The sequence below is a fragment of the Agrobacterium sp. GD03872 genome (genome assembly GCF_029840625.1).
Lineage (GTDB): Bacteria > Pseudomonadota > Alphaproteobacteria > Rhizobiales > Rhizobiaceae > Agrobacterium > Agrobacterium fabrum_A.
In genome coordinates this window covers 134,565-158,648 of sequence record NZ_JAOCCY010000001.1, presented here as the reverse complement: position 1 = coordinate 158,648, position 24,084 = coordinate 134,565, and the positions used below count along the sequence as shown (strand labels likewise).

The 24,084-nt window shown below is 57.0% G+C and carries 20 protein-coding genes, 1 tRNA gene and 1 pseudogene; 10 read left to right on the top strand and 12 right to left on the bottom strand.

What is annotated here, in order from left to right; translation table 11 throughout:
- Positions 1-100 precede the first annotated feature (100 nt).
- Entirely contained in the window at positions 101-277 is a 177-nt protein-coding gene (locus N5D22_RS00725) for a hypothetical protein (RefSeq protein ID WP_279655630.1), read from the top strand.
- Positions 278-605: 328 nt separating this feature from the next.
- On the opposite strand, the gene N5D22_RS00720 is transcribed toward N5D22_RS00725, so the two are convergent.
- From N5D22_RS00720 to N5D22_RS00695, 6 genes are all read right to left on the bottom strand, one after another.
- On the bottom strand, positions 606-2,513 hold the full coding sequence (locus N5D22_RS00720) for a DUF262 domain-containing protein (RefSeq protein ID WP_279655629.1): 1,908 nt from the start codon (positions 2,511-2,513) through the stop codon (positions 606-608).
- A 30-nt stretch (positions 2,514-2,543) separates the two neighbouring features.
- Complete coding sequence (locus N5D22_RS00715; RefSeq protein ID WP_279655628.1) at positions 2,544-3,293, bottom strand: hypothetical protein; 750 nt, start codon at positions 3,291-3,293, stop codon at positions 2,544-2,546.
- Positions 3,272-3,868, bottom strand: a complete 597-nt coding sequence (locus N5D22_RS00710) for a DUF6884 domain-containing protein (RefSeq protein ID WP_279655627.1) — start codon at positions 3,866-3,868, stop codon at positions 3,272-3,274. Before N5D22_RS00710 ends, N5D22_RS00715 begins: the two co-directional genes overlap by 22 nt.
- Positions 3,856-4,575: a hypothetical protein gene (locus N5D22_RS00705; protein ID WP_279655626.1), complete on the bottom strand. Its 720-nt coding sequence runs from the start codon at positions 4,573-4,575 to the stop codon at positions 3,856-3,858. Before N5D22_RS00705 ends, N5D22_RS00710 begins: the two co-directional genes overlap by 13 nt.
- A gap of 152 nt (positions 4,576-4,727) precedes the next feature.
- Positions 4,728-4,994, bottom strand: coding sequence for a conjugal transfer protein TraD (locus N5D22_RS00700; RefSeq protein ID WP_183653885.1), 267 nt, complete (start codon positions 4,992-4,994; stop codon positions 4,728-4,730).
- A 1-nt stretch (position 4,995) separates the two neighbouring features.
- Positions 4,996-5,322 carry a conjugal transfer protein TraD gene (locus N5D22_RS00695; protein ID WP_183653882.1) on the bottom strand — a complete coding sequence of 109 codons (327 nt, stop codon included), beginning with the start codon at positions 5,320-5,322 and terminating at the stop codon, positions 4,996-4,998.
- Positions 5,323-5,503: 181 nt separating this feature from the next.
- Here N5D22_RS00695 and traA point away from each other — a divergent pair, with 181 nt between their 5' ends.
- On the top strand, positions 5,504-8,473 hold the full coding sequence (traA, locus tag N5D22_RS00690; protein WP_279655625.1) for a Ti-type conjugative transfer relaxase TraA: 2,970 nt from the start codon (positions 5,504-5,506) through the stop codon (positions 8,471-8,473).
- Positions 8,474-8,553: 80 nt separating this feature from the next.
- On the opposite strand, the gene N5D22_RS00685 is transcribed toward traA, so the two are convergent.
- Complete coding sequence (locus N5D22_RS00685; protein WP_210306109.1) at positions 8,554-9,423, bottom strand: OST-HTH/LOTUS domain-containing protein; 870 nt, start codon at positions 9,421-9,423, stop codon at positions 8,554-8,556.
- Between the two features lie 321 nt (positions 9,424-9,744).
- Here N5D22_RS00685 and N5D22_RS00680 point away from each other — a divergent pair, with 321 nt between their 5' ends.
- The 5 genes and pseudogenes from N5D22_RS00680 to N5D22_RS00660 form a co-directional block, all read left to right on the top strand.
- Positions 9,745-9,972 carry an AlpA family phage regulatory protein gene (locus N5D22_RS00680; protein ID WP_072461972.1) on the top strand — a complete coding sequence of 76 codons (228 nt, stop codon included), beginning with the start codon at positions 9,745-9,747 and terminating at the stop codon, positions 9,970-9,972.
- Positions 9,962-10,219 carry a hypothetical protein gene (locus N5D22_RS00675; RefSeq protein ID WP_279655624.1) on the top strand — a complete coding sequence of 86 codons (258 nt, stop codon included), beginning with the start codon at positions 9,962-9,964 and terminating at the stop codon, positions 10,217-10,219. The genes N5D22_RS00680 and N5D22_RS00675 overlap by 11 nt, the downstream gene beginning before the upstream one ends.
- A gap of 63 nt (positions 10,220-10,282) precedes the next feature.
- The gene (locus N5D22_RS00670; protein WP_072461974.1) at positions 10,283-10,579 is read left to right on the top strand and encodes a type II toxin-antitoxin system RelE/ParE family toxin; all 297 of its coding nucleotides are present in this window, start codon (positions 10,283-10,285) and stop codon (positions 10,577-10,579) included.
- A gap of 13 nt (positions 10,580-10,592) precedes the next feature.
- Positions 10,593-10,901, top strand: a complete 309-nt coding sequence (locus tag N5D22_RS00665) for a HigA family addiction module antitoxin (protein WP_183653876.1) — start codon at positions 10,593-10,595, stop codon at positions 10,899-10,901.
- A gap of 58 nt (positions 10,902-10,959) precedes the next feature.
- Positions 10,960-12,579: pseudogene (locus N5D22_RS00660) on the top strand (recombinase family protein); the annotation flags it as partial.
- On the opposite strand, the gene N5D22_RS00655 reads toward N5D22_RS00660, so the two are convergent.
- Together N5D22_RS00655 and N5D22_RS00650 are read right to left on the bottom strand one after the other, a co-directional pair.
- Positions 12,550-12,639, bottom strand: a tRNA-Ser gene (locus tag N5D22_RS00655). The pseudogene N5D22_RS00660 and the gene N5D22_RS00655 overlap by 30 nt on opposite strands.
- A 110-nt stretch (positions 12,640-12,749) precedes the next feature.
- Positions 12,750-13,460, bottom strand: a complete 711-nt coding sequence (locus tag N5D22_RS00650; RefSeq protein WP_279655622.1) for a hypothetical protein — start codon at positions 13,458-13,460, stop codon at positions 12,750-12,752.
- 27 nt (positions 13,461-13,487) lie between these two features.
- Between N5D22_RS00650 and N5D22_RS00645 the strand changes: the two genes are divergently transcribed.
- A complete protein-coding gene (locus N5D22_RS00645; protein ID WP_279655621.1) occupies positions 13,488-14,297 on the top strand; it encodes a hypothetical protein in 810 nt (269 codons plus the stop codon).
- A gap of 85 nt (positions 14,298-14,382) precedes the next feature.
- On the opposite strand, the gene N5D22_RS00640 is transcribed toward N5D22_RS00645, so the two are convergent.
- The 3 genes from N5D22_RS00640 to N5D22_RS00630 are packed head-to-tail and all read right to left on the bottom strand — an operon-like array spanning position 14,383 to position 20,949.
- A complete protein-coding gene (locus N5D22_RS00640; RefSeq protein ID WP_279655620.1) occupies positions 14,383-17,625 on the bottom strand; it encodes a type I restriction endonuclease subunit R in 3,243 nt (1,080 codons plus the stop codon).
- A 16-nt stretch (positions 17,626-17,641) separates the two neighbouring features.
- Complete coding sequence (locus N5D22_RS00635; RefSeq protein WP_279655619.1) at positions 17,642-18,856, bottom strand: restriction endonuclease subunit S; 1,215 nt, start codon at positions 18,854-18,856, stop codon at positions 17,642-17,644.
- A complete protein-coding gene (locus tag N5D22_RS00630; RefSeq protein ID WP_279655618.1) occupies positions 18,853-20,949 on the bottom strand; it encodes a type I restriction-modification system subunit M in 2,097 nt (698 codons plus the stop codon). The genes N5D22_RS00635 and N5D22_RS00630 overlap by 4 nt, the downstream gene beginning before the upstream one ends.
- Before the next feature lie 260 nt (positions 20,950-21,209).
- Here N5D22_RS00630 and N5D22_RS00625 point away from each other — a divergent pair, with 260 nt between their 5' ends.
- Positions 21,210-21,977: a DUF429 domain-containing protein gene (locus tag N5D22_RS00625; protein WP_279655617.1), complete on the top strand. Its 768-nt coding sequence runs from the start codon at positions 21,210-21,212 to the stop codon at positions 21,975-21,977.
- A 389-nt stretch (positions 21,978-22,366) separates the two neighbouring features.
- Positions 22,367-23,998 carry a DUF262 domain-containing HNH endonuclease family protein gene (locus tag N5D22_RS00620; RefSeq protein WP_279655616.1) on the top strand — a complete coding sequence of 544 codons (1,632 nt, stop codon included), beginning with the start codon at positions 22,367-22,369 and terminating at the stop codon, positions 23,996-23,998.
- Positions 23,999-24,084 lie beyond the last annotated feature (86 nt).

Genomic DNA, 24,084 nt, shown 5'->3' with positions numbered 1-24,084 from the left:
TGTCGGGTTACTCGAGACCACATTTAAAACGGCGCTTGTCGGGCATCTCGAAGAAGGCGCTGATATCTCCACGGGAGCGAAATCTGGAGGCGAGTACCGAATGATGAAGGCAGCCATCAGCGGCTGCGCGGCGGAACAAGGAATTACGTTCCCTGGTCATGCCGCGCTGAAAGAAATATGGAGTTCATATGTGGGGGATAGAAGCAAGAGGATCACCAACCCGAATTTGAAACACGGTCCAGCATCCCATCCGCTTCTGGCAATGCCAGGGATTTAGGTACATGGCGGCTTACAGGAGAATTCAGGCGTGGGTCAAAGAGCAGCACGTTCGTACCAAAGACGTGCCGGATCGCCGATGTAAAGGCGGAGCATGGACAAATGCGACGGGGCGACGCCAGGACATTTCCCGATTATTTAGACTGGTAGCGCCTCGGATGTGGCCCTGCTTGCCACATGACGGCAAAGGTCGTCAACCAAAGGCATCGTAGATCGATCAGCGAGCGAAAAAACCTTACTATCCAAGGAAGGTTATGGCGGGCCGCGACCGATAGTGATGATCACTACGTTTATGCCATAGCCCTACCATAGATAACGATATTGCCGCATCAGCCTGTCGGAAGGAGCAAGGCCGCTTCGGCGTCATCTTCGATTGTTTCGGTGTCCTCGCCTTCTTCCGGGACGTTGCCACTATAGGCAGCCTTGCCCATCGCCTGTTCGATCAGGCCAAGCAGGCGCTTTTGCCGATCTTCCATGAACGCCTCGAACTTGTCGGCACGGAGAAGGGCGGGGTCGATCAGGTGCGATTGCAGATAGCTGTCCAGCTTTTCGCTGGCGATGGGCGGCGTGGAGTTGTTTCCACTTTCCAGCTTCGCCAGATACTCGCTTGGCGCAACGCCGCCGATGATCCTGTTCGTGCGATACGACAGCGGCGTCTTGTTTATGATGGAATCGAACACCGCAGGCTTGATACCCTGCGTCCGGCACCAGTCCTGTGGGAAGATGTGGTGAATATCCACGTTCTCCCCGAAAAATACCGTATGGTCGAACTTCTGGCCCGACCGGAAATCCTGCGCGCCTTCCTTCATCAACAGGGCGTTCATGCCCTTATAGGCCGCTGAAAGCCGCATCCGCATGGTTTTCAGGCGGTCGGAGCGGAAGATGGTTTCGCTGACCGTCGAAGGCTCCGGCCCGCCGCTCAGCCAGCGCGTGACCTCCATGAAATCCTTGGCGATGCGCGTTTCGACAGCGGAGCCGTAAAGCTCGCCGAATACGCCGTTCCAATACCACTGGACCAGCTTCGCCCGGTTGGCTTCATGCTCCCACGCATCGCCAATGTCGGCGAGGATCGCCGCCAGTGGCACAATCTGCGACTGATAGGGCAGATCGAAAATGCGGTAGATATGGAGCATGTGCAGGAACTTGGCGGCTTGTATGAAGCCGCGTTCCACCTGCGCCTCATATTTCTTGTAGGCTTCCAGCGGCAGGTCGAGCAGGGCTTGCCGGTTGCCCGACACGGCAGGCAATTCCTTGCCTTCCTTGCCCGCCTGTTCGGCGGCACGCCGCCGGTCGCGGGTGAAAAAGAGCGAAATGGCCTGCAAGAAATCGGTATTGCCGACACCGGCTAGAATGCCGGCATCGGAATCCGCGGGGCGCAGGGTATCGGCAAGTCGCGGGTGGCGGCCCTTGACGCCTTCATCGCCATACCAGTCCTTGCGCAACTCGTGGCCCGAGGCCGCATACATCGCCGTGACCAGCTCGAAGGCATCGAGCGGCTTGCCGCCCGTATTCACCTTCTCGAACACCACGCAGACGGCTTCCTTGGAGGTCGAGCGGTCGAGCGCGATCACCGGCACGCGATACATCTTAAAGTTTTCCAGCACCTCTTTCTTGAAGGTGCGGAACTGCTCGCGCGCCGCCTTGTGCTCGTCACCCGACCAGTGGTCGTTGAATCCGTCCTGCCATGCGTCCCAATCGAATACCTGGCTGACGGGGAACATCAGCGCGGCGTATTCCCTTTCCGGCGTGGAGAGGTCGAGAGCGACTTCGCGTCCGAAATCTGTGCGCTCCACGCGATCTTCCGGCACGCCTATCACAGCTTCCTCGCGGTCCACCGTCTCATCAATCGCCTTGGCAATGTCGAGATAGAACCAGCGTTTCACGCGCTTCTTCTTCGGTGTGACGGTTTCCACGACCTTGCCGCGCAACGTCACCTGATAGAGCGAAGTCATGCGCTGCTGACCATCGAGCAGAAGGGATTGCGGCGCTATCTTTCGGGCTTCCGCTGGCGCGCCTTCGACAGGGCGGGGCTTGAAATTGACCGGCCCGCCGGTGTCGAGCGACATGAGCGCACCGACGGGGAAGGCGCGCGAAATCGAGGCGATCAGGCTCTTGATCCGATCTTCGTCCCAGACCCAGCTTCGCTGAAAATCCGGCAACTGGATGATACCCCGATGGCACTCATCGAGCAGCCGGTGAAGGTCGATAGGATTAGTCTGGAAGGACGCCCCTGCCATGCTCTGTATTTCCCTATTTGCTCTATCGTTCTACGAATCTGTACTGCGTTCGATAGCTGTTTCCAGCACATCGAGAAAGCGAGGCTCGTAGTTCTCATCTACATGTCGCTGGTTCCAAAGGCCGGAGCGGCGGACCTTATCCCTGCCCGAACGGAAGCCCAGCCATGACGGTGAGGGTGGATCAATCATCGGCTCGTGCAGGCCGCTTGTGAGCGCAATCGCATTCCGCTCGATGTAACCACGTAGGGAGGCAGGCCCCGGCTCATCGTCCACGGGAAGCCACAAAAAGGGAAGTCTACCCAAATACTCAGATACGGCGGCTTCAATTGGTGCCTCAGCGGCTGCCAACTCGGCCCTTTGCATGGTCAGCATTTCCGCAGCCTTCCCAATATCGCCTTTCACCCCCCAAGACGGACACTCCGGGCAGTCACCACGAGCGATTAGAGCTTCGCCAACAAGCAATCTGAAGATTGACCCCCGATGGTTTCCGCCGAGGCTGGACGACCTGCCAGCGTGCTGGCGCAGACGTTGATGTAGGGTTGAGCGCGCGCCAGCACCCAAAGCATGCGTGCCTACACGGACGAGCCTCGGGCCGTGACCGCTGCCTGTACGGGTTTCGCCCGGCTCAAAGAAGAAATAAACACCCCTTCGCGGCCAAGTTCTCGAAGGGGGAAGTTGAGCCAGAAACCTTTTGCCACCCGTCAGAACTTCCAGCCGGTCCAAGATCCGATACAGGCGGTTAAGATCATCTGTCCTGCTCATGATCGCGAGGTCAGCCATGCCAATTGTTCTCCAATACGCAGGTTCGCCATTGGCACGTCCACTTCGTAACCGTCGTCGTGCAATGCGGGGACCAGAAACTCGCGATAGCGTTGTCCAGCAAATATCACGACCCGTCGCCGTCCGATCAGATGTGGGCCTAATTGTCGGAGAGTGTTTTCTGCCCATGCGCGGCGCTCAATCACGTCAGCGGTATTGAGCGTTTTTTCATAAGGGGCAATTTCTGTATCCGGCGCGATCACGCCGTGGAGTGCGGACAGTATAAGCCAGTCAGCCTTTTGGCTTTCGACCACCTTCCGCACTTTGAGGAACCATTCCGAACGATAAAGCAGTTGTGCAGGAGCTGGTCGGGTGAGCTTTTGACTCACACATGAAACGAGAACAAGGGCGTCGGTTAGGTCGAGTGACACCTTCCCTTGACTGTCCCGTGCAGCAGCCGACGACGGCGCAGGAGACTGCTTCAACACATTGTAGGCATGCTGGTAACGAATCCCCAGTCGCCTTGCAATCTCGGCAACCTTCAACCCTTCGCGCGCCAACGCGCGGATGTTCTCGGAAACGCTCACGTCAGACATTCCAATTTCGCGCGGACGCGGGGAACAGATGCAAGCGCAGTAGCAAAAGCGTGCGCCCTAGCCATCAGTTCGGCGTCAGGGTCGATGACTGTAAACCAGCGCTGGCGCTGCACATAAGACGACGAGCCAGCGGCGCGTGGCACCGACACGTTGGTTCGCAGTGTGGCGATGTTATCGGTGCCCGTTTCGATAGAGAGCCGTTCATGCAACTGCTTCAAAAGGGCATCGTGCGTCATGCTCCGGCCCGGAAATGTGATGAAGACGATGGCGCGTCCGGGCCTGCGCAACAGCCGGACCTCCGAGAAGGTCGCGTGTTTCTCGGTTTCTCCGCCTATGCCGTTGTCGGGATCGAGGAACAGAATGTCGGCAGCATCAAGCGCGCTCCGCTTGCGTACTCCCCACGCATGTCGTTCGACTCGGGATGGCACAGGCTCGCGATGAAACAGTGCACCTTCCGGCCAGATCATCGCCTGTTCGAGGGCGGCCACGCTGCGTTCCGGCAAGGTTGCAAGACCTGTGTGCAGTTCCTCATCAAGCGTGCGCCACGCCGCTTCGTCTCGCCATTCAAGATGCCGACCATCTGACCGACCATCGTGACTCGGGGCGTAATACCATGCGATGCCTAGTGTTCTATCCTTGCCTGCAAGGGCGCGGAGGAAGGCAAATTTGATTACATCACTCACATCCCCAGCATATTGATCCCGCATTCAGTATTCGCCCTTTCCAACGCAATAATGGCAAGATCGCACAAGCCACCACGGCAGCACAACGCCCTGATGCTCACCGTTTTTGCGCGGCGTTGCCGCGCGATGGCGGGCGGCGCTGCGATATGTGGGGTCTCCGCGCCGCCCGCCATCGGTCACGCCCGATCCTGCTGCGACTGCACTCTGTCGTTCGGGCCTGCCGAACGCTCCATCTCGAACGCCATCTTTCCTAGCTTTGTCCAGACGCCGCGCGCGTGTTCGCCGTCCTCGCTCTTGAGCTTTTCGGCGATCCAGATCATCGCGCCGTAGATCATGGCGCGGTCATTGCCGGTCAGGTCCACTATCCCGGCCTTGACGACGAGACCGCCTAGTTCGATCAAATACCGCGTGCGTCTGCGGCGCTCGACCTGCCATGTCCGCATGTCATGCCGCGCCCGCGCCGCCTGATGCCGGTTGCGCGCCGCCCGATTGCGTTGCAGCGCCGCCAGCGTCGCGATCAGACGCCGATGCAGTTCGCCGCGACCTGCCACGAAAGAACGCTGCCCCGCGTTTCGCCCATGCCTCCCTCTTTCCGGCATCCTTGGTTTCGGCCAGCGCGACGAGCGCACCGGCCAATTCGTCGGCGGTGAGGCCATCGGCCCCAGTGGCGATGACCAGTTCGCCAAACTGCTGCACCTTCCGTATCTTGAGTTCCCGCGCCTTGTCCTCAAGCGCCTTGAGTTCCGCGTCATAGTCTCTCGGTTTCCGCATCGTCGTGTCCTTTCCCGGTCGCAAGTCGTTGATGCAGCAAGGATAGTTGCGCAGACAGCGGAACGCAGTATTGTTGCTGGGACGGTCTGGCACGGCCCGGTCCATCCCGAGATTTTTTCGAGGGAGGGCGCGCTTATACGTCGTTCCGACGTGCGCTTGGCCGTGCCATTTCTTGATTGCGATGGCGATCTATCATCTTCACGTCAAGGTCATCGGCCGCAAGGCCGGAAGCAGTGCGGTGGCTTCCGCTGCCTACCGTTCGGCTTCGCGGATGCGCGACGAGCGGCTGGACCGCGTGCAGGATTTTTCCAACAAGCGCGGTGTCGTTCATTCCGAGGTGCTGTTGCCGGAGAACGCGCCAGAGGCATGGAGCGACCGCGAACGGCTCTGGAATGATGTCGAGGCGTTCGAGGTGCGCAAGGATGCGCAGCTTGCCCGCGAGGTGGAGTTCGCCATTCCGCGTGAGATGACGCAGGCGCAAGGTATCGATCTCGCCCGCGACTTCGCCCAGTCGGAGTTTGTCGATCAGGGCATGATCGCCGACCTCAATGTGCATTGGGACATCGGCGAGGACGGGATGCCGAAGCCCCACGCGCATGTCATGCTCAACATGCGGTCGGTGAACGAGGACGGGTTCGGTCCTAAGGTTCGGGACTGGAACCGCACGGAGATGGTGGAGCGGTGGCGGGAACGATGGGCCGAGCTTGCCAACGAGCGACTGGCTGAACTCGACATCGACGCCCGGGTCGACCATCGCAGCCTTGAGGCGCAGGGCATTGGGCTTGAGCCGCAAAGCCAGATCGGCGCGCCTGCACAGCGCATCGAAGGCGAAGGCATTGAAGCCGCAGACCGGGCGGAAATGCATCGGGAGATCGCGCGCAACAATGGCGAACGTATCATTGCCGATCCTTCCATTGCGCTGGACGCGATCACGCACCAGCAATCGACTTTCACGCGGCGAGACATGGCGATGTTCGCGCACCGGCACAGCGACGGCATCGAGCAGTTCAACGAGGTGATGGGCGCGATGCGCGGTTCGCCCGAGTTGGTCGAACTCGGGCAAGACGGACGCGGCGAGGACCGCTTCACCACGCGCGATATGATCGAGGCCGAACAGCGCCTGCACCGCGCCGCAGAGATGATGGCGGAACGGGAACGCCATGAGGTGAACGACAGAGACAGGATTGAGGCGCTTGTGCGCGCCGAACAGCGCGGCCTTGTCCTTTCCGGCGAGCAGGCCCGGGCGCTTGCGCATGTCACGGACGGGCGCGATCTTGGCATTGTCGTCGGTTATGCCGGAACGGGAAAGAGCGCCATGCTCGGCGTGGCGCGCGAGGCTTGGGAGGCGTCAGGCTTTGAGGTCCGGGGCGTTGCCCTGTCCGGCATCGCGGCGGAAAATCTCGAAAGTGGATCGGGCATTGCGTCCCGCACCATCGCCAGCATGGAACATGGCTGGAAGAACGGGCGCGACATGCTCACCAGCCGGGACGTGCTTGTCATCGACGAGGCGGGCATGGTCGGCACGCGGCAGTTGGAGCGGGTTCTGTCCCATGCCGCCGACGCAGGCGCGAAGGTCGTGCTGGTCGGCGATCCGCAGCAGTTGCAATCCATCGAAGCCGGTGCCGCTTTCCGGTCCATCCACGAGCGTCACGGTGGCGTCGAAATCCATGAGGTCCGCCGCCAGCGTGAGGACTGGCAGCGTGACGCCACCCGCGATCTGGCGACCGGCAGGACGGGCCATGCGATCCATGCCTATGACGCGCACGACATGGTGCATGAGGCACAAACGCGCGAACAGGCCCGTGACGATCTGATCGGCCGCTGGGACCGCGACCGGCAGGCGGCACCGGACGCGAGCCGCATCATCCTCACCCACACCAATGCCGAGGTGCGAGAGTTGAACGAAGCCGCCCGCGACCGGATGCGGGAAGCTGGCGATCTGGGCGAGGACGTGCGCGTCAGGGTAGAGCGCGGCGACCGCAGCTTCGCCGCCGGGGATCGCGTCATGTTCCTGCAAAACGAACGCGGGCTTGGCGTGAAGAATGGAACGCTCGGGACCATCGAGGAAGTCAGCCAGCAATCCATGTCGGTTCGCACCGATGACGGGCACGGCATCTCGTTTGACCTGAAAGACTACGACCGCATCGACCACGGCTATGCGGCGACCATCCACAAGGCGCAGGGCATGACAGTGGAGCGGACGCATGTGCTGGCAACACCCGGCATGGACGCCCACGGCAGCTATGTCGCCCTGTCGCGTCACCGCGACGGCATGGACCTGCATTATGGCCGCGACGACTTCACCAGTCAGGACAGGCTGGTGAACACCCTGTCGTGCGACGGGGCAAAGGATATGGCGACGGATTACGACCCGGCGCAGGACTATGCCGAGCGGCGCGGCATCACCTTCCGCGCCCGTGATGTTGCCGTTGAACAGATACACGTCCCAGACAGAGTTCTCGACCGGATCAACGACATCATCTTGAGCGTCCGCGAACCTCGGGACGGCGCAGACGAGACGGAAAGGGAGGTGGCCGGCAGGGGGATAAGACAGGAGATCGAAGCGGCGGCGAAGGAAGCCGGAATAGACTCGGAGGATGCCTTGCGCCATGCCCGCAGAATGGCGCTCATTCGTCATGCCCATGCCGTCGGCCAGGTCTTCAACGCCGAGGATACCGGGGGCAAGGCAAGCCCGGCGCAATGGGAAGAACTGGTCGATTCCCGCAGGGCATTCGATCAGGTGCGCCCCTATGGCTGGCAGGACGCGGAAGCGGCCTATGCCAAGGATGAGAGCCTTGCCCATGAGGCGGGATCGGGCAAGGTCAATCGCGCCATCCGCGCCCTCCAACTCGAAACCGAGATTCGGACCAGCCCGGAGCGCCGCGCCGACCGTTTCGTGGAACGGTTCCGGGAACTCAAACAGACCGGCGACCGGCAATATGCGGCGGGCAACTATTCCGGCTACAGGTCAGCGCGCGCGGAGATGGGCAACATGGCGATGAGTCTGGAACGCGATCCGCAGATGGAATCCCTGCTCGAAGGCCGCAAGAAGCAACTCGGCATCAGCATGGATTTCGACTCAGGGATGAGGCTCGGGCGGCAACTTGCCCTCAGTCACGGTCTCGGCAGGGGACGGGGCATCGGATTGTAGAGTGCGCCAAGAATAGTGCCACTCGACACCGAGGGCGCGATTGCCAGTTTTGTCCCCTTCGCGCGCAGCGCCAACGTATTTCAGCGCGAGGTCGCAGGCTTCTCTTTTTCCCGATACCGCGCAGCGCGCTTACCATTCATATCAAGGTAACGAATCTCGAAGGCACGCGATTCATGCACGACCTGACGCCAACTGCCGCATCCATATTTTGCAGGTAGCTGTTCTGGGAACCGCTCGGCAATCCACTTGCCCGCCTCCGTGATAGATGCCCACCCATCGACAGCCAATTCCTTAGCAGCTTCCCGCAAGGCGCGTACGATGCCTGCGGCAGACCAATCCACCTTGCCGTCCGGGGCAATGCCATTGATGACCAAATCCCGAAACTCATTCGAACGGACAAAAGCATCGGCCAGACGCCGACTTTGTTCCATATGTTCTGCCCACCCGCGAAGCTGTTCAAAGTGTTGGTCGATGCGGCTGTAGGCAGCGAGCAACGCCCCGTGAGCGCCACGGCATCCCTCCAAGCTCCAGAGGTCGTGCTCTTCGATGAAGTGGTGAACCAAGCTGTTCCGCAGCAGCACCAATTCTCTAAGTTCAGTTTCTGTCCGGGCGAAATCTATGTCGGATAGGCCCAACTGCATCCGAAAATTGAACGAAACCGTATCCTCAGATGAATTGATCGTGTCCTTGGGTGCGGTCTGATCGCCGTTGACGACAACATACGATCCGAGGAGATCGCCGATCAGTGTGCCGAGTGTCTTGCGCGCGGTCTCCGTTACGCGCGCCGCTCGGATCGCCTCCAGCGCGTGAGGCGGTCCCGAGATTTCGTGATGTGCCACGATTGCCTTGATAAGGCGTTCGTACTGTTGCAGTCGCAGTAGGCATCGACCCAGCAATCTCTGTATTTCACGCTGAATCGTTTGCAGCGCATCGTCCGATAATGTTGTCATCGCGCCGCTCGCCCTCTGCTTTACGCGCCTCACCCATCCATATACAGCGCCAGTATCTGCTGGGCGCAAAGCTGCAAAGACCGCGTAGGTGCGAACTCGGCATCAGTCTCGAATCAGGCCGCAGTCTTGGCCGCAGACTCTCCGTCACACGCGGCATTGACCTTGGCAGAGGCCGAGGTTTCAGCCTGTATGGTTTTCCTTTTTACCGCCGTTTCTACGCTACAGCACTACGAACGGTAAATATCTGTTGCGCAATGACAATTCGTTGCTCTGTCTGGTCTCTGCAATCGTCAAAAACAGCCAGCAGGAGGCAGCGCAATCATGCGTCAACCAGACCGTATCATCCGCTTTAACACCGTCCGCGCTCGCACGGGTCTGTCGCGGTCCACCATCTATCGCAAGATCGCCGAAGGCACGTTCCCGGCCCAACTGAAGATCAGCACCAACGGCGCTGGATGGCGAGAATCCGACATCAACCGCTGGATTGCCGATCCCGCCGGGTGGCGGCAACGCTCGCGTAACGAGTTCGACTTCCTCGATGACTATTGACCGCAGGGACGACGACAAGCCGAAGACAACCCGGCACGCCAAACGACCGCCCACGGCGTCGGAGCAGCTTGAGGAATTGCTGGGCTATCCGTGGCCATTCCCCGGCAGGCCGCCCAAGCACGACCTCAGCACATGGACCGTCACCGACGACTGGCCCGATCCCGTTCCGGTCACGGAAGCTGAAATCGAGGTGTTCGAGCGATGGTTCGGCGACCTGTTCGATGAATTATTTGGCTCCGGCTCCTGAGCCATTTCCCCATTGCAATATGAGTTATAGAGTGGTACACATGCCCAATATCGGAGTAAACCTGTGATCGTAGGCTTTCGGGACGGCTGGCTTCGGGCTTTCTTTGTGGATGATGTTCGTTCCCGCAACATCCCATCCGATCTTGAAGCCCGCTTGTTCCGCAAGCTCCAGATGATTGACGATGCCGTGACCGATCAGGACTTGCGCGTGCCGCCCAGCAATCACTTCGAGAAGCTGCGCGGCAATCTCGCAGGTTTCCATTCGATCCGCGTCAACCAGCAATGGCGGTTGATCTTCCGCTGGGATGGTGAACGCGGCGAGGCGGACGGGATTTATCTGGACGATCACAGCTACCGATGAAAGCGAGGCAACCATGCTGACCACCAAGCGTAAGCCGGCGACTGTCGGCGAGATACTGACCGAAGAATTCATGCTGCCGATGGGGCTGACACAGGGCGCGCTCGCCGAGGCGATGGGCGTCCAGCGCAAGCACGTCAACGAACTATGCGGCAACCGCAGGAACGTGACGGCGGCGACGGCGCTGATCCTCGCCCGTGTGTTCGGCACCAGCCCGGACTTCTGGCTCAACGTGCAGCGACGCAGCGATCTTTGGGAGGTGATGAACACGCCCAAGGAGCGCGAGCGGGTTGAGCGCGCGCGCCCGTTACAGAACGCCGCCTGAGCGCGGCCAACGGTCCACCAGTTTGGGCCGAGTCAAGGTTTGAGAAGGAGACATTGCCATGACCGTGCCGCTGCGCGCTGCCCTTTACCTGCGTGTCTCGACGGCGCGGCAGGCCGAGCATGACGTTTCCATTCCCGATCAGAAGCGGCAGGGCGAAGCCTATTGCGAGTCCCGCAACCTGCAACTGGTCGAAACCTTCATCGAACCCGGCGCATCGGCGACCAACGACCGCCGCCCCGAGTTCCAGCGCATGATCGAGGCGGGAACGTCCAAGCCCGCACCCTTTGATGTGGTCGTGGTCCATTCGTTCAGCCGGTTCTTCCGCGATCACTTCGAGCTTGAGTTTTACGTCCGCCGGCTTGCCAAGAACGGCGTCAGGCTGGTTTCGATCACGCAGGAAATGGGGGATGACCCCATGCACGTCATGATGCGGCAGATCATGGCGCTGTTCGATGAATACCAGTCCAAGGAAAACGCCAAGCACGTCATGCGGGCCCTGAAGGAGAACGCCCGGCAAGGCTTCTGGAACGGCTCGCTTCCTCCTATCGGCTATCGCACCGTCGCCGCCGAGCAGCGCGGAGCCAAGACCAAGAAGAAGCTGGAAATCGACCCGCTCCACGCCGACACGGTGCGGCTGATCTATCGTCTTGCGCTGGAAGGCGACGGCACCACCGGCCAGATGGGCGTCAAGAATATCGTTTCCTACCTCAACAGCCGCCGCATCTTCACCCGCGACGGCGGGCGCTGGGGCATCGGTCAGGTCCACCGCATCCTGACCCGCCGCACCTATATGGGCGAGCATGAGTTCAACAAGCGGTCCAAGACCAAGGAATTGAAGCCGGTCAGCGAGATCGTGACTGTTCCGGTCCCGCCCATCATCGACAAAGATACGTTCGAGGCGGTTCAGAAGCTGCTCAAGGCCCGTAATCCCAAGGTCATGCCCGCCCGCGTCATCAGCGGCCCGACCATGCTCACCGGCCTGATCCATTGCGCCAAGTGCGGCGGGGCCATGACCATCCGCACCGGCAAGGGCGGGCGCTATCGCTATTATGCCTGCTCCATGAAGGCACGGCAGGGTCCGACCGCCTGCGAAGGCATGGCCGTGCCGATGGAAAAGCTGGACGATCTTGTCGTCAATCACCTTGAGAAACAGCTTCTCCAGCCCGAGCGGCTGGAAACTGTTCTTGCCGCCGCACTCGACCGGAGGGAAGAACATGCCGAGCGCCGCCGCGAGCATATCGCCGAGTTGAACAAGCGATCAGCCGAATCGGAATTGCGCCTCAAACGGCTCTATGACGCCATCGAGGCGGGCATCGCCGATCTGGACGACCCGGCGCTGAAAGATCGTATCGACGGCCTCAAGGTCATCCGCGATCAGGCCAAAGCTGATGCCGAGCGTGCGCAGGCCATGCTCCAGAACACAGGACAGAAGGCCGTGACTCCGCAGATGCTGCGCAAGTTCGCCGCAACCGCCCGTGAACGTATCCGGCTGGAAAGCGGCGGCTATCGCCGCGACCACCTGCGTGCGCTCGCGCAGCGCGTCGAGGTTGCCGAGGGCGAGGTTCGCATCATGGGATCGAAGTCCCGGCTGCTACAGACGCTTGTGGCGGGAAGTGGCGTAAATTCAGTGCCCACTCAGGGACTGAAGTGGCGGAGAGGGTGGGATTCGAACCCACGATACCCTTGCAGGTATGCCGCATTTCGAGTGCGGTGCATTCGACCACTCTGCCACCTCTCCGCATGCGCGAACGCTTGCGTTGCGCAGGTTGTCTCTTAGCGGCGACAGAGCAGCGTATAGCTCCGGACGATACACGGGGCAGCCAACTAAGTGAGCCCCTCGCGTGCCTATCAAACAAATGCCTTCTCTCTGAGAAGCTCAGAGAGGTTGGTGTGCGAAATGTCTCTACCCCTCCGCAAGTTTACCGTTAGATATTGCTCAATTATTGAGCCTTCGATGATTGGCGCCTCTAACAATTCGCTTTCGAAACGGGCGAAGGGGTAAAGTGCATCGGTCATCGCATCCAAAGTGGCTAGCTCCTTAAAAAGCTCGACCAGGTGCTCCTTTTGACGATGCTCAGCGTAGATCGCACAGAGCGACGCGTATCGCTGAGTGCAGGTCACGTAACGTGTGACGAACTCAAAGTTTGCTTTGCCGGACATTATCCCAGCATCCAACACGTCTTCGAGAATTTCCTCATTAAGTGAATGGTCGGCAAAAGCGAAGTTCTCTTGGAGTAGTTGAGCGTAAAAACTGTCGAGCCTCTGAGATATCAGAGACGCGTTTCTGGCCAGTCTTAGTCGCGCCTTGTGTGATTGTCGCTCGGACAATTGAAGAAATTGAGCCCGCTGATCGTTAATTTGTTTCCATACGAAAACAGCTGCAATCGACGCAGGTATGATCGCTGCTATACCAGTGAGCAGCGTTTGCCATTCCTTCACCAAATCTACAAAAGATTGCCATCTGGTTGTGGGCGGCTGGCATCCAAGAAAATCTCTGAGCCATTCAAGCTGCGAACACGATTGACGGATTGACTCAGATACAACTTCTAATAACGTCATGTCACTTTCACCAAGGAATTGACGCACGTGGCTGACCCTGAATACTCCATACCTTTTAAAATCCGTTTCGCGGGCAAGGACGCCGACGACCACCGCGTCGAAGCTTATGAAGGTGGCCGATCAATCCTCGGAATGACACGTGCAATTCAAATTGTTACACAGTCTTATCTAAATCAAGTTGCGGTATCCAGAGCGACCGCATTGCATGACGGAGAGATATACCTTGCAGGCGTTAAGCCGGGCAGTCTCTTATTTGACTTCGATCTCAATATTCTGAAACGATCAGTTGGGGTTCCAAAGGATCGAGATACCTTCTTTGATTTCTTGTCGACGATACTCTCGCGCGCATCCGGACAGAAATACACCCCCAAGTCGGTCTACGTCCAGCGACTCGATGCGGATAAGGAAGATGATCTATTAGATTTGACAGTGGAGGCAGTAGAAGACCCTCTTAAAGAAGGGCACCGAGCGATTGGAAATTCCATTGGCCAGATATCAATCGATCGACCGCGAAATGGAACCATCATGGTTTTTGATCCGGAGACGAAGCTCTACCTGCAGAGCAGTATTGTCGATGAAGACTGGGGTCATCTTAGCGGACATGTCACAAGGTTTAATGCGATTACCGGTAACGGCCGTGCTTATATAACATCGCTTCAGAAAATCATACCATTTCGTTTGGATGAGGGCTTTCCTGCAGGAAAGCGCGGCCACATCACGTGGTCTCTGCATGGCAGCAACATAAATACTGCTAAAAATCTAACATTTGATGCCAAGCGAATCTCATCCCAAAGTGGCGCTGTCAAGCGGCTCGCGATATTGGATTGTGATCAATGATTAGCGGGTAGAAGTTCGACGCCCTGCCTGATGATCATTCAAATTGCAGGCGCAGGTAAGCCTCCTCCCCCCGGCAGGTCACTGCTCAATTCACTCCCACAATCCCGCCATAACCGCTCGGCCTGAAGCTGTGCATGAAGTGCTGAAACAGAACGTCCGTTTTCTCGTCCAGGTCGCCTTCATCGTATTTCGCTGCCGGTAGGCCGGTCCTGTCATCATAGAGCAGATCGTATATCTGCTGACGCAAGTCATCACGGGTGCTCTGCTTTTCGAAGAGGTCCTGCACCTCCTCCATGCGCCGCTGGATGGCTTTCAACACTTCGACAGAGACAGCCTTGATCTGCCGGATCTCTTCCTTGGTAAGGTCCTCTCGCATCAGCAGGTCAAAGACCGGCTTCTGCTCTTGCGTAAGGCCCAGCGCCACATGGCTCAGCGCTTCTCCCTCCAGTTCGGCGCCCATCCTCATCAGTGCTTCGAAGGTAGCCTCGATCGTGTTCTTGTCCTTCTCGTGATTGTAACCAGCTATAATTTGGTCGAATCGTTCTTGAAAATTCTGAAGCGTGGGATTGGCCGCCAGCATTTTTGCAAGGCGCTCCTCAAGAACAGTGCGGAGATCCTGCACATCGCTGGCTTTGCGTTCGCTCTTGGCAAATTCCCTGCGCAGCAGCTCGAAATTCACCTTGGAGATATCGAAAATCTTATCGTCAGCGCTGTCCGGACGGATATCAATGGCCTCGCCAACGATGGCGTTCAGCTTTTGGATGATGGCGGACGTATCAGCAGCCAGCTTGTCTTCCTGCAGCGAGGCATAGATGTAGTTGATGGCCTGAAAGTCCGGCTTGTGTCGCTGAACTTCCGGAAAAGTCAGGCATGATTTGTATTTTCGGAAGACGGCGCGTGCGGCGATCTCGAACCGTTTGCGGGTCTCATCGTTCTCGTTGATCAGCTCTTTGGCGTCTTTCAGCGCCTTGAGTTTATGGAAACCGGTTGCTTCGTGCAGTCGATCGAGTTCGAAGCCATCGGCATGCAACCCCTGACGGACGATATGGATCGCTTCCGCGAGTTCTCCGAGCAACGCCTCCTGAGGGTTGAGCGGATCAACGACAGGTTCATCGCCTCCCTCACCAAGCGGACCCTTGCCACCCGTGTGTCCGGCAAACGTCGCCAGCGCCTTCCGAAGGTTCTTTAGGATTCCACAATAGTCGACGATCAGACCATTGTTTTTGCCCTCCTTCACGCGGTTGGCTCTAGCGATGGCCTGCATCAAGGTGTGCGCCTGCAACGGCTTATCTAGGTAGAGTGTTGAAAGGGACGGCACGTCGAAACCGGTGAGCCACATGGCGCAAACGATCACGATGCGGAGCGGATGATCTTCCCGCTTGAACGCGGTTTCCAAATCAAGGCGTTTCTCGATCTCGCGCCCACCCACAACCTCTTTAACGGTGAAACCATCTTTCATCCGCTTGCGATGTGGGATGATATCGAGGCCCCAGTTCTTGAATTTCTTGATCTCGTTCTGCTCGTCACTGACAACAACGGCCATCTCCGTCTGCCGCATCCAGGCGATCTGCTGGCTGCGGATCACGCGCTCCTGATCGTCAGTAAGATTGGCCAGATCCTTTTCCAGCTCTTTGAGCCGTGACTGCCAGGCGTCGGAGATGAAGTCATACATCCGCACGGCAGTGATCTTGTCGATGGCAACGAACATTGCCTTGCCACTCTCCCAATTTGAGGAAAAGTGCCAGGCGAAATCGCGGGCAATATGGCGAAGCCGGGGTTCGGCAGTCACTACATGATATTCGCGCTTCAGATCGTCTGAAAGCTTAGCGGCGACATCCGGGTCATCAATTTCTGCATCGGCAATGGCTGCGGCAAGCTTCTCATTGAGGTTCCCGCCTGTCAGTTGCAGCTTATCACCGCGCGCATCGTAATAGAGCGGCAGCGTTGCGCCGTCCTCGATAGCATCCTGAAAGTCATAGGTCGAAAGGTAAGCGCCAAACACCTGTTTGGTAATCTGATCGTTGGAGAACAACGGCGTGCCGGTGAAACCAATGAAGGCGGCATTTGGAAGCGCTTTGCGCATGTTCAGCGCCAGCGTTCCATATTGCGATCGGTGCGCTTCGTCTGTCATCACAATGATGTTGTCACGGTCGGAATAGACGCCAGCGTCGGCCTGATCATCTGTGAACTTCTGGATCATGCCGAAGATCACCTTTTTCTGCTGGCCCAGCAGATCCCGCAATTCTTGCGCCGATCCAGCCCTGCAGGGGTCCTTGTCATTATTGGCAAAACCCACGCTAGCAAACGTCTTATAGATCTGGTTGTCCAGGTCGGTCCGGTCTGTCAGCACAAGAAACGTGTAATCACCACCCAGCTTTCGATGCACTTTCTGCGTGAACAGCGCCATCGAGAAGGACTTACCCGACCCCTGCGTATGCCAGAAGACGCCCAGTTTGCCCTTCAGAGCGTGTCGGTTCGCAACCGCCTCGACCGCACGATTGACGCCAAGGAACTGGTGGTTCTTCGCCAGAATCTTCACTGGTCCGTTCGCGGTATCGGCAAACAGTATGAAGTTCTCGAACAGGTCCATGAACCGCCGCTTGTCGCAGGCCACACGCAGCAGTGCTTCCATCGGCAGCATCTGGTCGCGTTGCTCGGCCTCGTCCAGTTTCAGCCAGTCCGAGAAGTGGTCGTAATCCGCGCTGATCGAGCCAAGCTTGGCCAGATCGCCATTGCCGAGAATGACGAAGGCGTTGAAGTGAAACAGATGCGGGATCGCGTCTTTATAGTCAGACAGGTTTTCGGCGTAAGCGCGTTTCAGGTCTTTGTCCGGGCGTTTTAGCTCGCAAAACATCAGCGGCAGGCCGTTAACGAAGCCCACAATGTCGGCGCGGCGTCGGTGAGAATAACCCTGCACCCACAACTCGCGCACGGCAAGAAAGTCGTTGTTTTCGGCATTGTCGAAATCAAACACCCGCAGGCGTTCTGTGCGCTGCTCGCCGTTTTGGCGAAATTTGACCCGCACCCCATCACGGACCAGGGCGTATTTCTCCTGATTGATATGCAGCAGCGATTGCGAGCTGAACACATCAGTAATCTCGCGCAGTGCCTGCACATAAGCGTCTTCGGGCAAGCCGGGGTTCATGCGAAGCAGCGCCTCGGAGAGATAACGCGTCAGCACCACATCCTTGTCGGACTTGCGCCCCAACGTGCCCTCAGGCCCGAAAACCTCCTTGTTCCAGGCCATAACAACCCGCCAGCCATGCTTGGCTTCGAGGTAGTCGGCCATGGTTTGTTGAACAAGACGGTCTTCGGTAAAATTATTCATAGGCAATCACTACACTTTAGACGGGAATACGTCCATCCATGAGGCGAGGGAGAAGAAGGTTGCTGGCGCGGGTGAGTTGGGCGTTTTGGTCGAGTAGCTGCTGGCGTTGAGAGAACACTGGCTGGCAAAGCTCGTGGAACTTCGCCATCACAGCATCGGTCGGCTTAATGACAAGGGCGCGTTCAAAATCGTCCGCCCGCACCGCGGGATAGCCTACACCGGTTGCGTGGTTTTCCAGATGCTTCACAAAGTCATCGGTCGTGACTGCGAGATATAGGAAATAGGGCGACACTGCTTCTGCATGAAGCACTGTGAAGCCCGTCGAAAAAACGTCCTCTGGCCGAGGTGCAGTTACAAGCGCATAGGCGCGCAGATTGGGGCGGACATTTGACCAGATGGTATCGCCTTCTTCAGCAATCCGCCTTGCCCTGCCCGGCGCTTCTTCCGCGGCCATTTCCGTCGCCTGATCAACGCGACCCGTCGAAACTGAGCCAATGTCGATATAGCGAAGTCGGGGCGGCAGCTTTCCCGCCTTGTGGCTTTTCTTGTTTGTTGAGCAAACGTCGCCCAGCTTTGGTCTGCTCCACCCCTCAGGCAGGCCATCGGCGACCTTTGCCGTCTCATGGCCGGGGAAGCGGAAGTGAACGAACCATTCGCGATAGAGCAGCCGCGCCGCCTCTTCCAGCAACGCGATTCGCCTTCGGTTATTCTCGATCAGGTTATCATAGGCCGAAAGCATGGAGGCAATGCGTTGTTGGGTGGGTAGGTTGGGATGCTCGACCACAATGTTCTGAAGGTCCGACCCTCTTATGCCCTTAACATTCACTCCGCTTACAATCGCACGAATTCGACCGCGGCCACTAGGTGACTTGAACCAGTAAAAGAGAAATCGAGGGTCCAGAACGTCCCGCTTGACGCGAACTCTGATGATGGAACTCTCAAAAGTAGTATCTTCGTCTAGGTTTGTTACCAGGCTGCATTTTCCAGCGCCTGCTTCAACAAGGGATCGGCGACCAAAAAGTAAGTCTCCACTGCGAAGTCCAGACTTTGACAGCTCGTCATCGGACATCTGCAGTCGCGCCATCTCTTGCCGGTCAATAAAATCGTAACGAAAGAGCTCTCCCATATTGACGATCTTGGAGCCGACGCCGTGATGCTCTTTTGACTTGTAGACACCATTTCTCGATGGTTCGGAGTAAGCATCGCCAAATCGAATGGACTGCCACTTCATACCAGCAACTCTTCAAAATTCTTCGCAATTACCTCGGCCAGTTCCGCCGCCTCGGTGTTCAACCCGTCCAATTCCAGATGGATTTCGCGCAGCGCCTCTTCGAAATCAAAATCGTCATCCTCGATCTCGGGCGCGACACCGACATAGCGCCCCGGCGTCAGGCTGTAATCGTGCGCGGCCAGTTCAGCGTGATGCACCAGCTTGACCAGCCCCTGCACATCGCAAAGCACGCCTTGCGGAAAGCGCGACAATAGCCAGTGGGCTTGGGCCTCAAAGTAGCGGAAGCGTTTAAGGCTGCCCGTCACAGTCAGTTGCACCGATGGATCGCCAGTCAAGGTAATGCGTGCCTCGGCAATTGCTGCCATCAGTTTCTTTCCGTCGGAGGCAAGTTTTCGAACCTCAGCTGTCACCCGCTTGGCCGCTGCGTCGCTAGTCTGCTCTGCAATCTGCCGTTCGCCTTGGGCTATCAGCACCTCTTGCGCCTTTTGTAGCAGCCTTACGAGCGCGTCGATCTCCTTGATCAATGTCTTGGCCTTGTCGCCCACCGGCTGCATGACTGTCAGGCGATCATTCAAGGCATCAATCTCGGCTGGAGCGGCAATCAACTTAGCCGCAGCAGTTTTGAAATCGTCGCAATCGGCCCTCAGCCGCTGGGAGGCGTCAACAGGAGCGTCTGCACCGACATGGTCAGCGAAGAAGGCCACGGCCTCATCCACAGTGCCGAGCAGGCCCGTGAAATCCGCAGCCGTGGCCTCAAGCCGCGCCGTTTCAAGATAATCCTGCACAAGGGCCGTGAAGCGCTCTGACTGGCCACGATAAAGCCAGGTGATGGCGGTGAGGTTGCGCATCTGCTCTGGCGAAAAGTCATAGACCTTGCGCGTGACCTTGCGGAACACATGCCGGGCATCGATCATCAGCACCTTGTCGCGCAAATGCTCAGGCTTGGCTTTGTCAAAAAACCACAGCTCGCAAGGCACGGTGCGGGTGTAGAAAAAATTACCCCGGATGGCGATCATAATGTCCACATCGCCGGTTTTGACGAGCGCTTGGCGGACATCTGCCTCTTTGCCACCGGCAGAGGAGGTTTGCGACGACATGACGATGCCTGCGCGCCCGCGTGGCGACAGGTAGGAATGGAAGAACGACATCCAGATATAGTTGCCATTCGACACCTTACCCGCTTTGTTGACGCCCGGAAGACCGAAGGAGAGGCGCTTGTCGTCCTTTATCTTTTCCGCGTCGATTTCATCGACATTGAAGGGCGGGTTCGCCATCACATAATCGAAAGGGCCGTCTTTCTTATGAGGGTCTTCATAATAGCTAATTGCCTTTTGGATTTTGCCATCCAGGCCATGGACGGCGAGGTTCATCTTGGCTAGCCGAATGGTGGTGGGGTTCTTTTCCATTCCGTAGAACGTCAGCTGCTCGTTGGGGTTCGCCTTCATCGCCTCGACGAAATGCGCCGACTGAACGAACATGCCGCCTGAGCCGCAGGCCGGGTCCATGACCTTGCCACGGGTGGGCTCAATCACGCTCACGATGGTTTCAACGATGCTGACAGGGGTGAAAAATTCACCGTTGTCATGCGCCTTCTGATCCGCAAACTGGGTCAGAAAATATTCGTAGATGCGACCGAAGACATCGCCATCAGCCTTTTGCAGCGCAGGATCATTGAAGATGCGCAGCACCTGGCGCAGCACATCATCATCAAGCTCTGCATATTCCTGCTTTGGCAGTAGACCTTCAAGTGTCTTGTAGTCGCTCTCGATGCTCTCCATGGCAGTGATCAGGGCTTCTGCGGCACTCTCACTTTCCGGCAGGCCGACCAGCGTGTCGAACTGTGCCTGAGGCCGAAGATAGATCGAACCACGTCGGGAAAAATCTTCCTTGGTCAGCTCCCGCACCATGCCTCCCCGGCTGGGGAGTGTCGGGATGATCTCCGCCCGCACTTTCAGGAACCGTGAATAGGCATGGCGCAGGAAAATAAGGCCCATGACGGGCATGAAATATTCGTTGCTGGCGAAATTCGAGTTTGCCCGTAGCGTATCTGCCGAACTCCAGAGGCGATTTTCGACGTTGTTGATTTGTTCCACGGGCCACCCATTGCATGCGTTATGCGCCGGTCTTAGCCCGCATTCGCCGGTGGTTCCAGTTCATTTCGTGATAATAGTTGTTAAGTAGAAGGTCGGTTAATGCCCGGGTTCTCACCCGATCGGCTCCGCGATTCGCAGTGATGCTGGGTTGGATCAGCGGCTTGACACACTTGGCGTGGCCTCTCAGTTGACAGGCAATTACAATGAGATGGATGTAGTCGCATGGTGCAACAAGGCCTGCTTAGAGAGAACCAAAGCAGATGATCAATCTCAACGATACAGCGCTCCTCGGCATCGATGTGGGCTTTTCAAAATCCAGGCCGACCACTGGCGTCGCCTGGAGCAACAACGGCGAGTTTGGAGCAGCCAGGACGCACTCGGATTGGGAACGTCGTAGCCAGCGCATTCCAACGTCTACGAAGTTCTCGGTGATAGCCATCGACGGGCCGCTCGTCCCTGTCGGTTCCGATGATAGCTTGGACCGGTTGTGCGAACGCCTATTCATTCGCGGCGCATTCCAGACGCGATGTAAGCCGGGCCTGAGCAATCATGGTTATGGCAAAGATCTGCGACGGGCTGCTGCTGAGACGGCAAATCAGGTGGTCCACCTGGCTGAGCATAACACAGGCGTATCGAACGCGATCCGCCAGGACACGTTCATTATCGAAGCATTTCCAAACGCCTTTCTGGGTGTGCTGTTGCCAGATGCACTTTTTGCCCTGCCGAAAGCAGGTAAACGTAAGAAGTTTGATTGGCTGTATGAGCATGCCGTCGAGAGCTGTGTCCTCGCGGACCTCTTCCCAAGGATTGGATGGAAGAATGCTGAGCTGATGACCGCAGTTCTTGACGAGCGCGACCACGAAAAGCGAGCCGCGTGGATCTGCTTGCTCACTGCGGCGTGTGCTGCGAGCGGCAAAGCTGAGGTCGTGGGCGATAATATAGGCGGCTGGTTCTGGCTGCCACCCCAGGATCAATGGGCAGAATGGGCGCGGCAAGCGCTCGAGAAGAACAGGTTGGCTCTGGCGTAGCGTTGTTTGACTCAGGGGAGCTTGCTGGCTGGCTTGGTGCAGCAAAGCGTTTATCGCAGCGCAAATCGTGGCGCGCGTGCCTGTGAGTTGTTCTCGAACTTTTGTAATGTGTTGCGACTATCACTTACGATAAGCGGCTCGGGCCTGTTTCGACACGTGCAAGGTGCTTCAATATCTCCCAACCATCAGCTAATGCGGCTCGATGGCTGAAGGAAACTTTGGACTGTTTCCCTCTTTTCTCCACGTGAACAGGACAGGGGAATTTAGAAAGGCCCTCAACCTAGCAGTGCGGCTTCTATCTCGCGTTAGCTTGAACTACTCTCCTCTAAGGGCTGATTCGGCGAAGTCTTTTCTGTGCTGCCCGATGGTTATCAATATGAGGAAATACAATGGAAGCGTCCGAGCGGACAATCTCGCAGATACTCACTGAGCAAATTCGATATGAGATTCCGCCGTATCAACGACCTTATTCGTGGGAGAAAGGCAACGTTGAACAGCTTCTTGACGATGTTTGGGAAGCCTACGAAGCCGGAGATGAAGAGTATTTCATAGGATCGCTTATTACCATCGAGAGACAGAAGGGCGTTCTCTACGACGTCGTTGATGGGCAGCAGCGCCTTACAACGCTCAATTTGATTTTTGCGAAACTTCGGGAAAAAATCACCGATCCTTACGCGATGGTAGACCTGGAAGCGCGTGTTAGGCTACCAAAGAAGAATAAGGATGACGAAAGCAAGCCCAGACTGACTCTGCGCAATCGAGATCAAACATTCTACCTGAAGCATGTATTGGACAAGCAACCGGTGAGCGCGGTCCATAAAAGCGAGCTGGAGAAAACTCAGGATAAACCCAAGCTAAATATCCTTGAGAATACCGAAACGATTGACAGATTCTGCGAAGATAAAGACGAAAAGACAATCCAAGCGTTCAAAGACTATCTCCTCGATCGCGTGTTTGTCGTTTTGGTCGCAACACAATCGACGAAGTCGGCTTACAGGCTTTTTAATGTTCTGAATGCGCGAGGTATGCCACTTTCAAATGCCGACTTGATCAAGAATTTGCTTTTTGCGCAACTTGTAGGAGGGCGGAAAAGCGAAGAACTGGAGGAACGCTGGCTGGAACTAGAGGAAATAATTGGCATCGATCGACTCGATCAGTTTTTCGCTCATCACCGTTCGTCATTCCTCGCGATAAAGTCTCGAAAGTCACTCCATGAGGAATTCGAGCCGCTGATCGCGAAAAGTGCAGACCCATTCACTTTTCTAGAAGAAGTAACAGCATCGGCCAAAAATTATGTTCGAATTCTGCAGGCTAATTTCGACGACAGCACGGCATTAAGATCCCTTCGCTCTTTACATAGAGTAGCGTTCGAGGAATGGATTCCGCCGCTTCTCGCCTTCCTTAACAAGCCGGTTATAGGGATGACAGAGGCTGAGTTCATCGTCTTGTTAGAGAAAATAACCTATCAAAACTGGGTTCGTCGACTAGCGTTTACCGCACGGCTAACTGTTTATTTTCAGCTGATAAACGCGATACGCGACGGAAAAAATGCTGAGGAGGTTATTGCTGTATTTCAAGCTAGCGCTAACGATGCCGAGTTCAAGACCCTATTAGACGGCGAAGTGTATGGCAGACCTTTTGCGCATGCCGTGCTCATGCGATTAGAAGAAGCAGATCAGGACGAGTCGGTTACAAAAACCTACCGAGGTAAAATCACGATTGAGCATGTTCTGCCGCAAGCTCTGAAGGATGCCTATTGGATTGAAAAATTCGCCGAGGAACAACATCGAGCTTGGCTTCATCGCCTCGGTAATTTAGCGCTGTTGGCAGGGACAAAAAATTACCGGGCGCAGTATTTTTCGTTCGATAGAAAGAAGCAGATTTACGCAGAGAAAAACAAGATCGTATCTTTTGACACGACGAAACAGATTTTAGCTGTAGATCAATGGACTTCTGAACAAGTCTCCAGCAGACAAGACATTTTAATCTCTAAAGCAATGGACGTTTGGGCAATTGGATAATGAGACGGGGTTGGTAAGAGCGGGATGCAATCCCACAGCGTTCTCTGGCTCAAAGGAGCTTTCTGGCTGGCTTAATGCTAATGGAC

Coding starts and splice junctions, on each gene's coding strand:
- N5D22_RS00725 (WP_279655630.1), top strand. CDS start 101: ATGATGAAGGCAGCCATCAGCGGCTGCGCGGCGGAACAAGGAATTACG.
- N5D22_RS00720 (WP_279655629.1), bottom strand. CDS start 2,513: ATGGCAGGGGCGTCCTTCCAGACTAATCCTATCGACCTTCACCGGCTG.
- N5D22_RS00715 (WP_279655628.1), bottom strand. CDS start 3,293: ATGGCTGACCTCGCGATCATGAGCAGGACAGATGATCTTAACCGCCTG.
- N5D22_RS00710 (WP_279655627.1), bottom strand. CDS start 3,868: ATGTCTGACGTGAGCGTTTCCGAGAACATCCGCGCGTTGGCGCGCGAA.
- N5D22_RS00705 (WP_279655626.1), bottom strand. CDS start 4,575: ATGCGGGATCAATATGCTGGGGATGTGAGTGATGTAATCAAATTTGCC.
- N5D22_RS00700 (WP_183653885.1), bottom strand. CDS start 4,994: ATGCGGACATGGCAGGTCGAGCGCCGCAGACGCACGCGGTATTTGATC.
- N5D22_RS00695 (WP_183653882.1), bottom strand. CDS start 5,322: ATGCGGAAACCGAGAGACTATGACGCGGAACTCAAGGCGCTTGAGGAC.
- traA (WP_279655625.1), top strand. CDS start 5,504: ATGGCGATCTATCATCTTCACGTCAAGGTCATCGGCCGCAAGGCCGGA.
- N5D22_RS00685 (WP_210306109.1), bottom strand. CDS start 9,423: ATGACAACATTATCGGACGATGCGCTGCAAACGATTCAGCGTGAAATA.
- N5D22_RS00680 (WP_072461972.1), top strand. CDS start 9,745: ATGCGTCAACCAGACCGTATCATCCGCTTTAACACCGTCCGCGCTCGC.
- N5D22_RS00675 (WP_279655624.1), top strand. CDS start 9,962: ATGACTATTGACCGCAGGGACGACGACAAGCCGAAGACAACCCGGCAC.
- N5D22_RS00665 (WP_183653876.1), top strand. CDS start 10,593: ATGCTGACCACCAAGCGTAAGCCGGCGACTGTCGGCGAGATACTGACC.
- N5D22_RS00650 (WP_279655622.1), bottom strand. CDS start 13,460: ATGACGTTATTAGAAGTTGTATCTGAGTCAATCCGTCAATCGTGTTCG.
- N5D22_RS00640 (WP_279655620.1), bottom strand. CDS start 17,625: ATGAATAATTTTACCGAAGACCGTCTTGTTCAACAAACCATGGCCGAC.
- N5D22_RS00635 (WP_279655619.1), bottom strand. CDS start 18,856: ATGAAGTGGCAGTCCATTCGATTTGGCGATGCTTACTCCGAACCATCG.
- N5D22_RS00625 (WP_279655617.1), top strand. CDS start 21,210: ATGATCAATCTCAACGATACAGCGCTCCTCGGCATCGATGTGGGCTTT.
- N5D22_RS00620 (WP_279655616.1), top strand. CDS start 22,367: ATGGAAGCGTCCGAGCGGACAATCTCGCAGATACTCACTGAGCAAATT.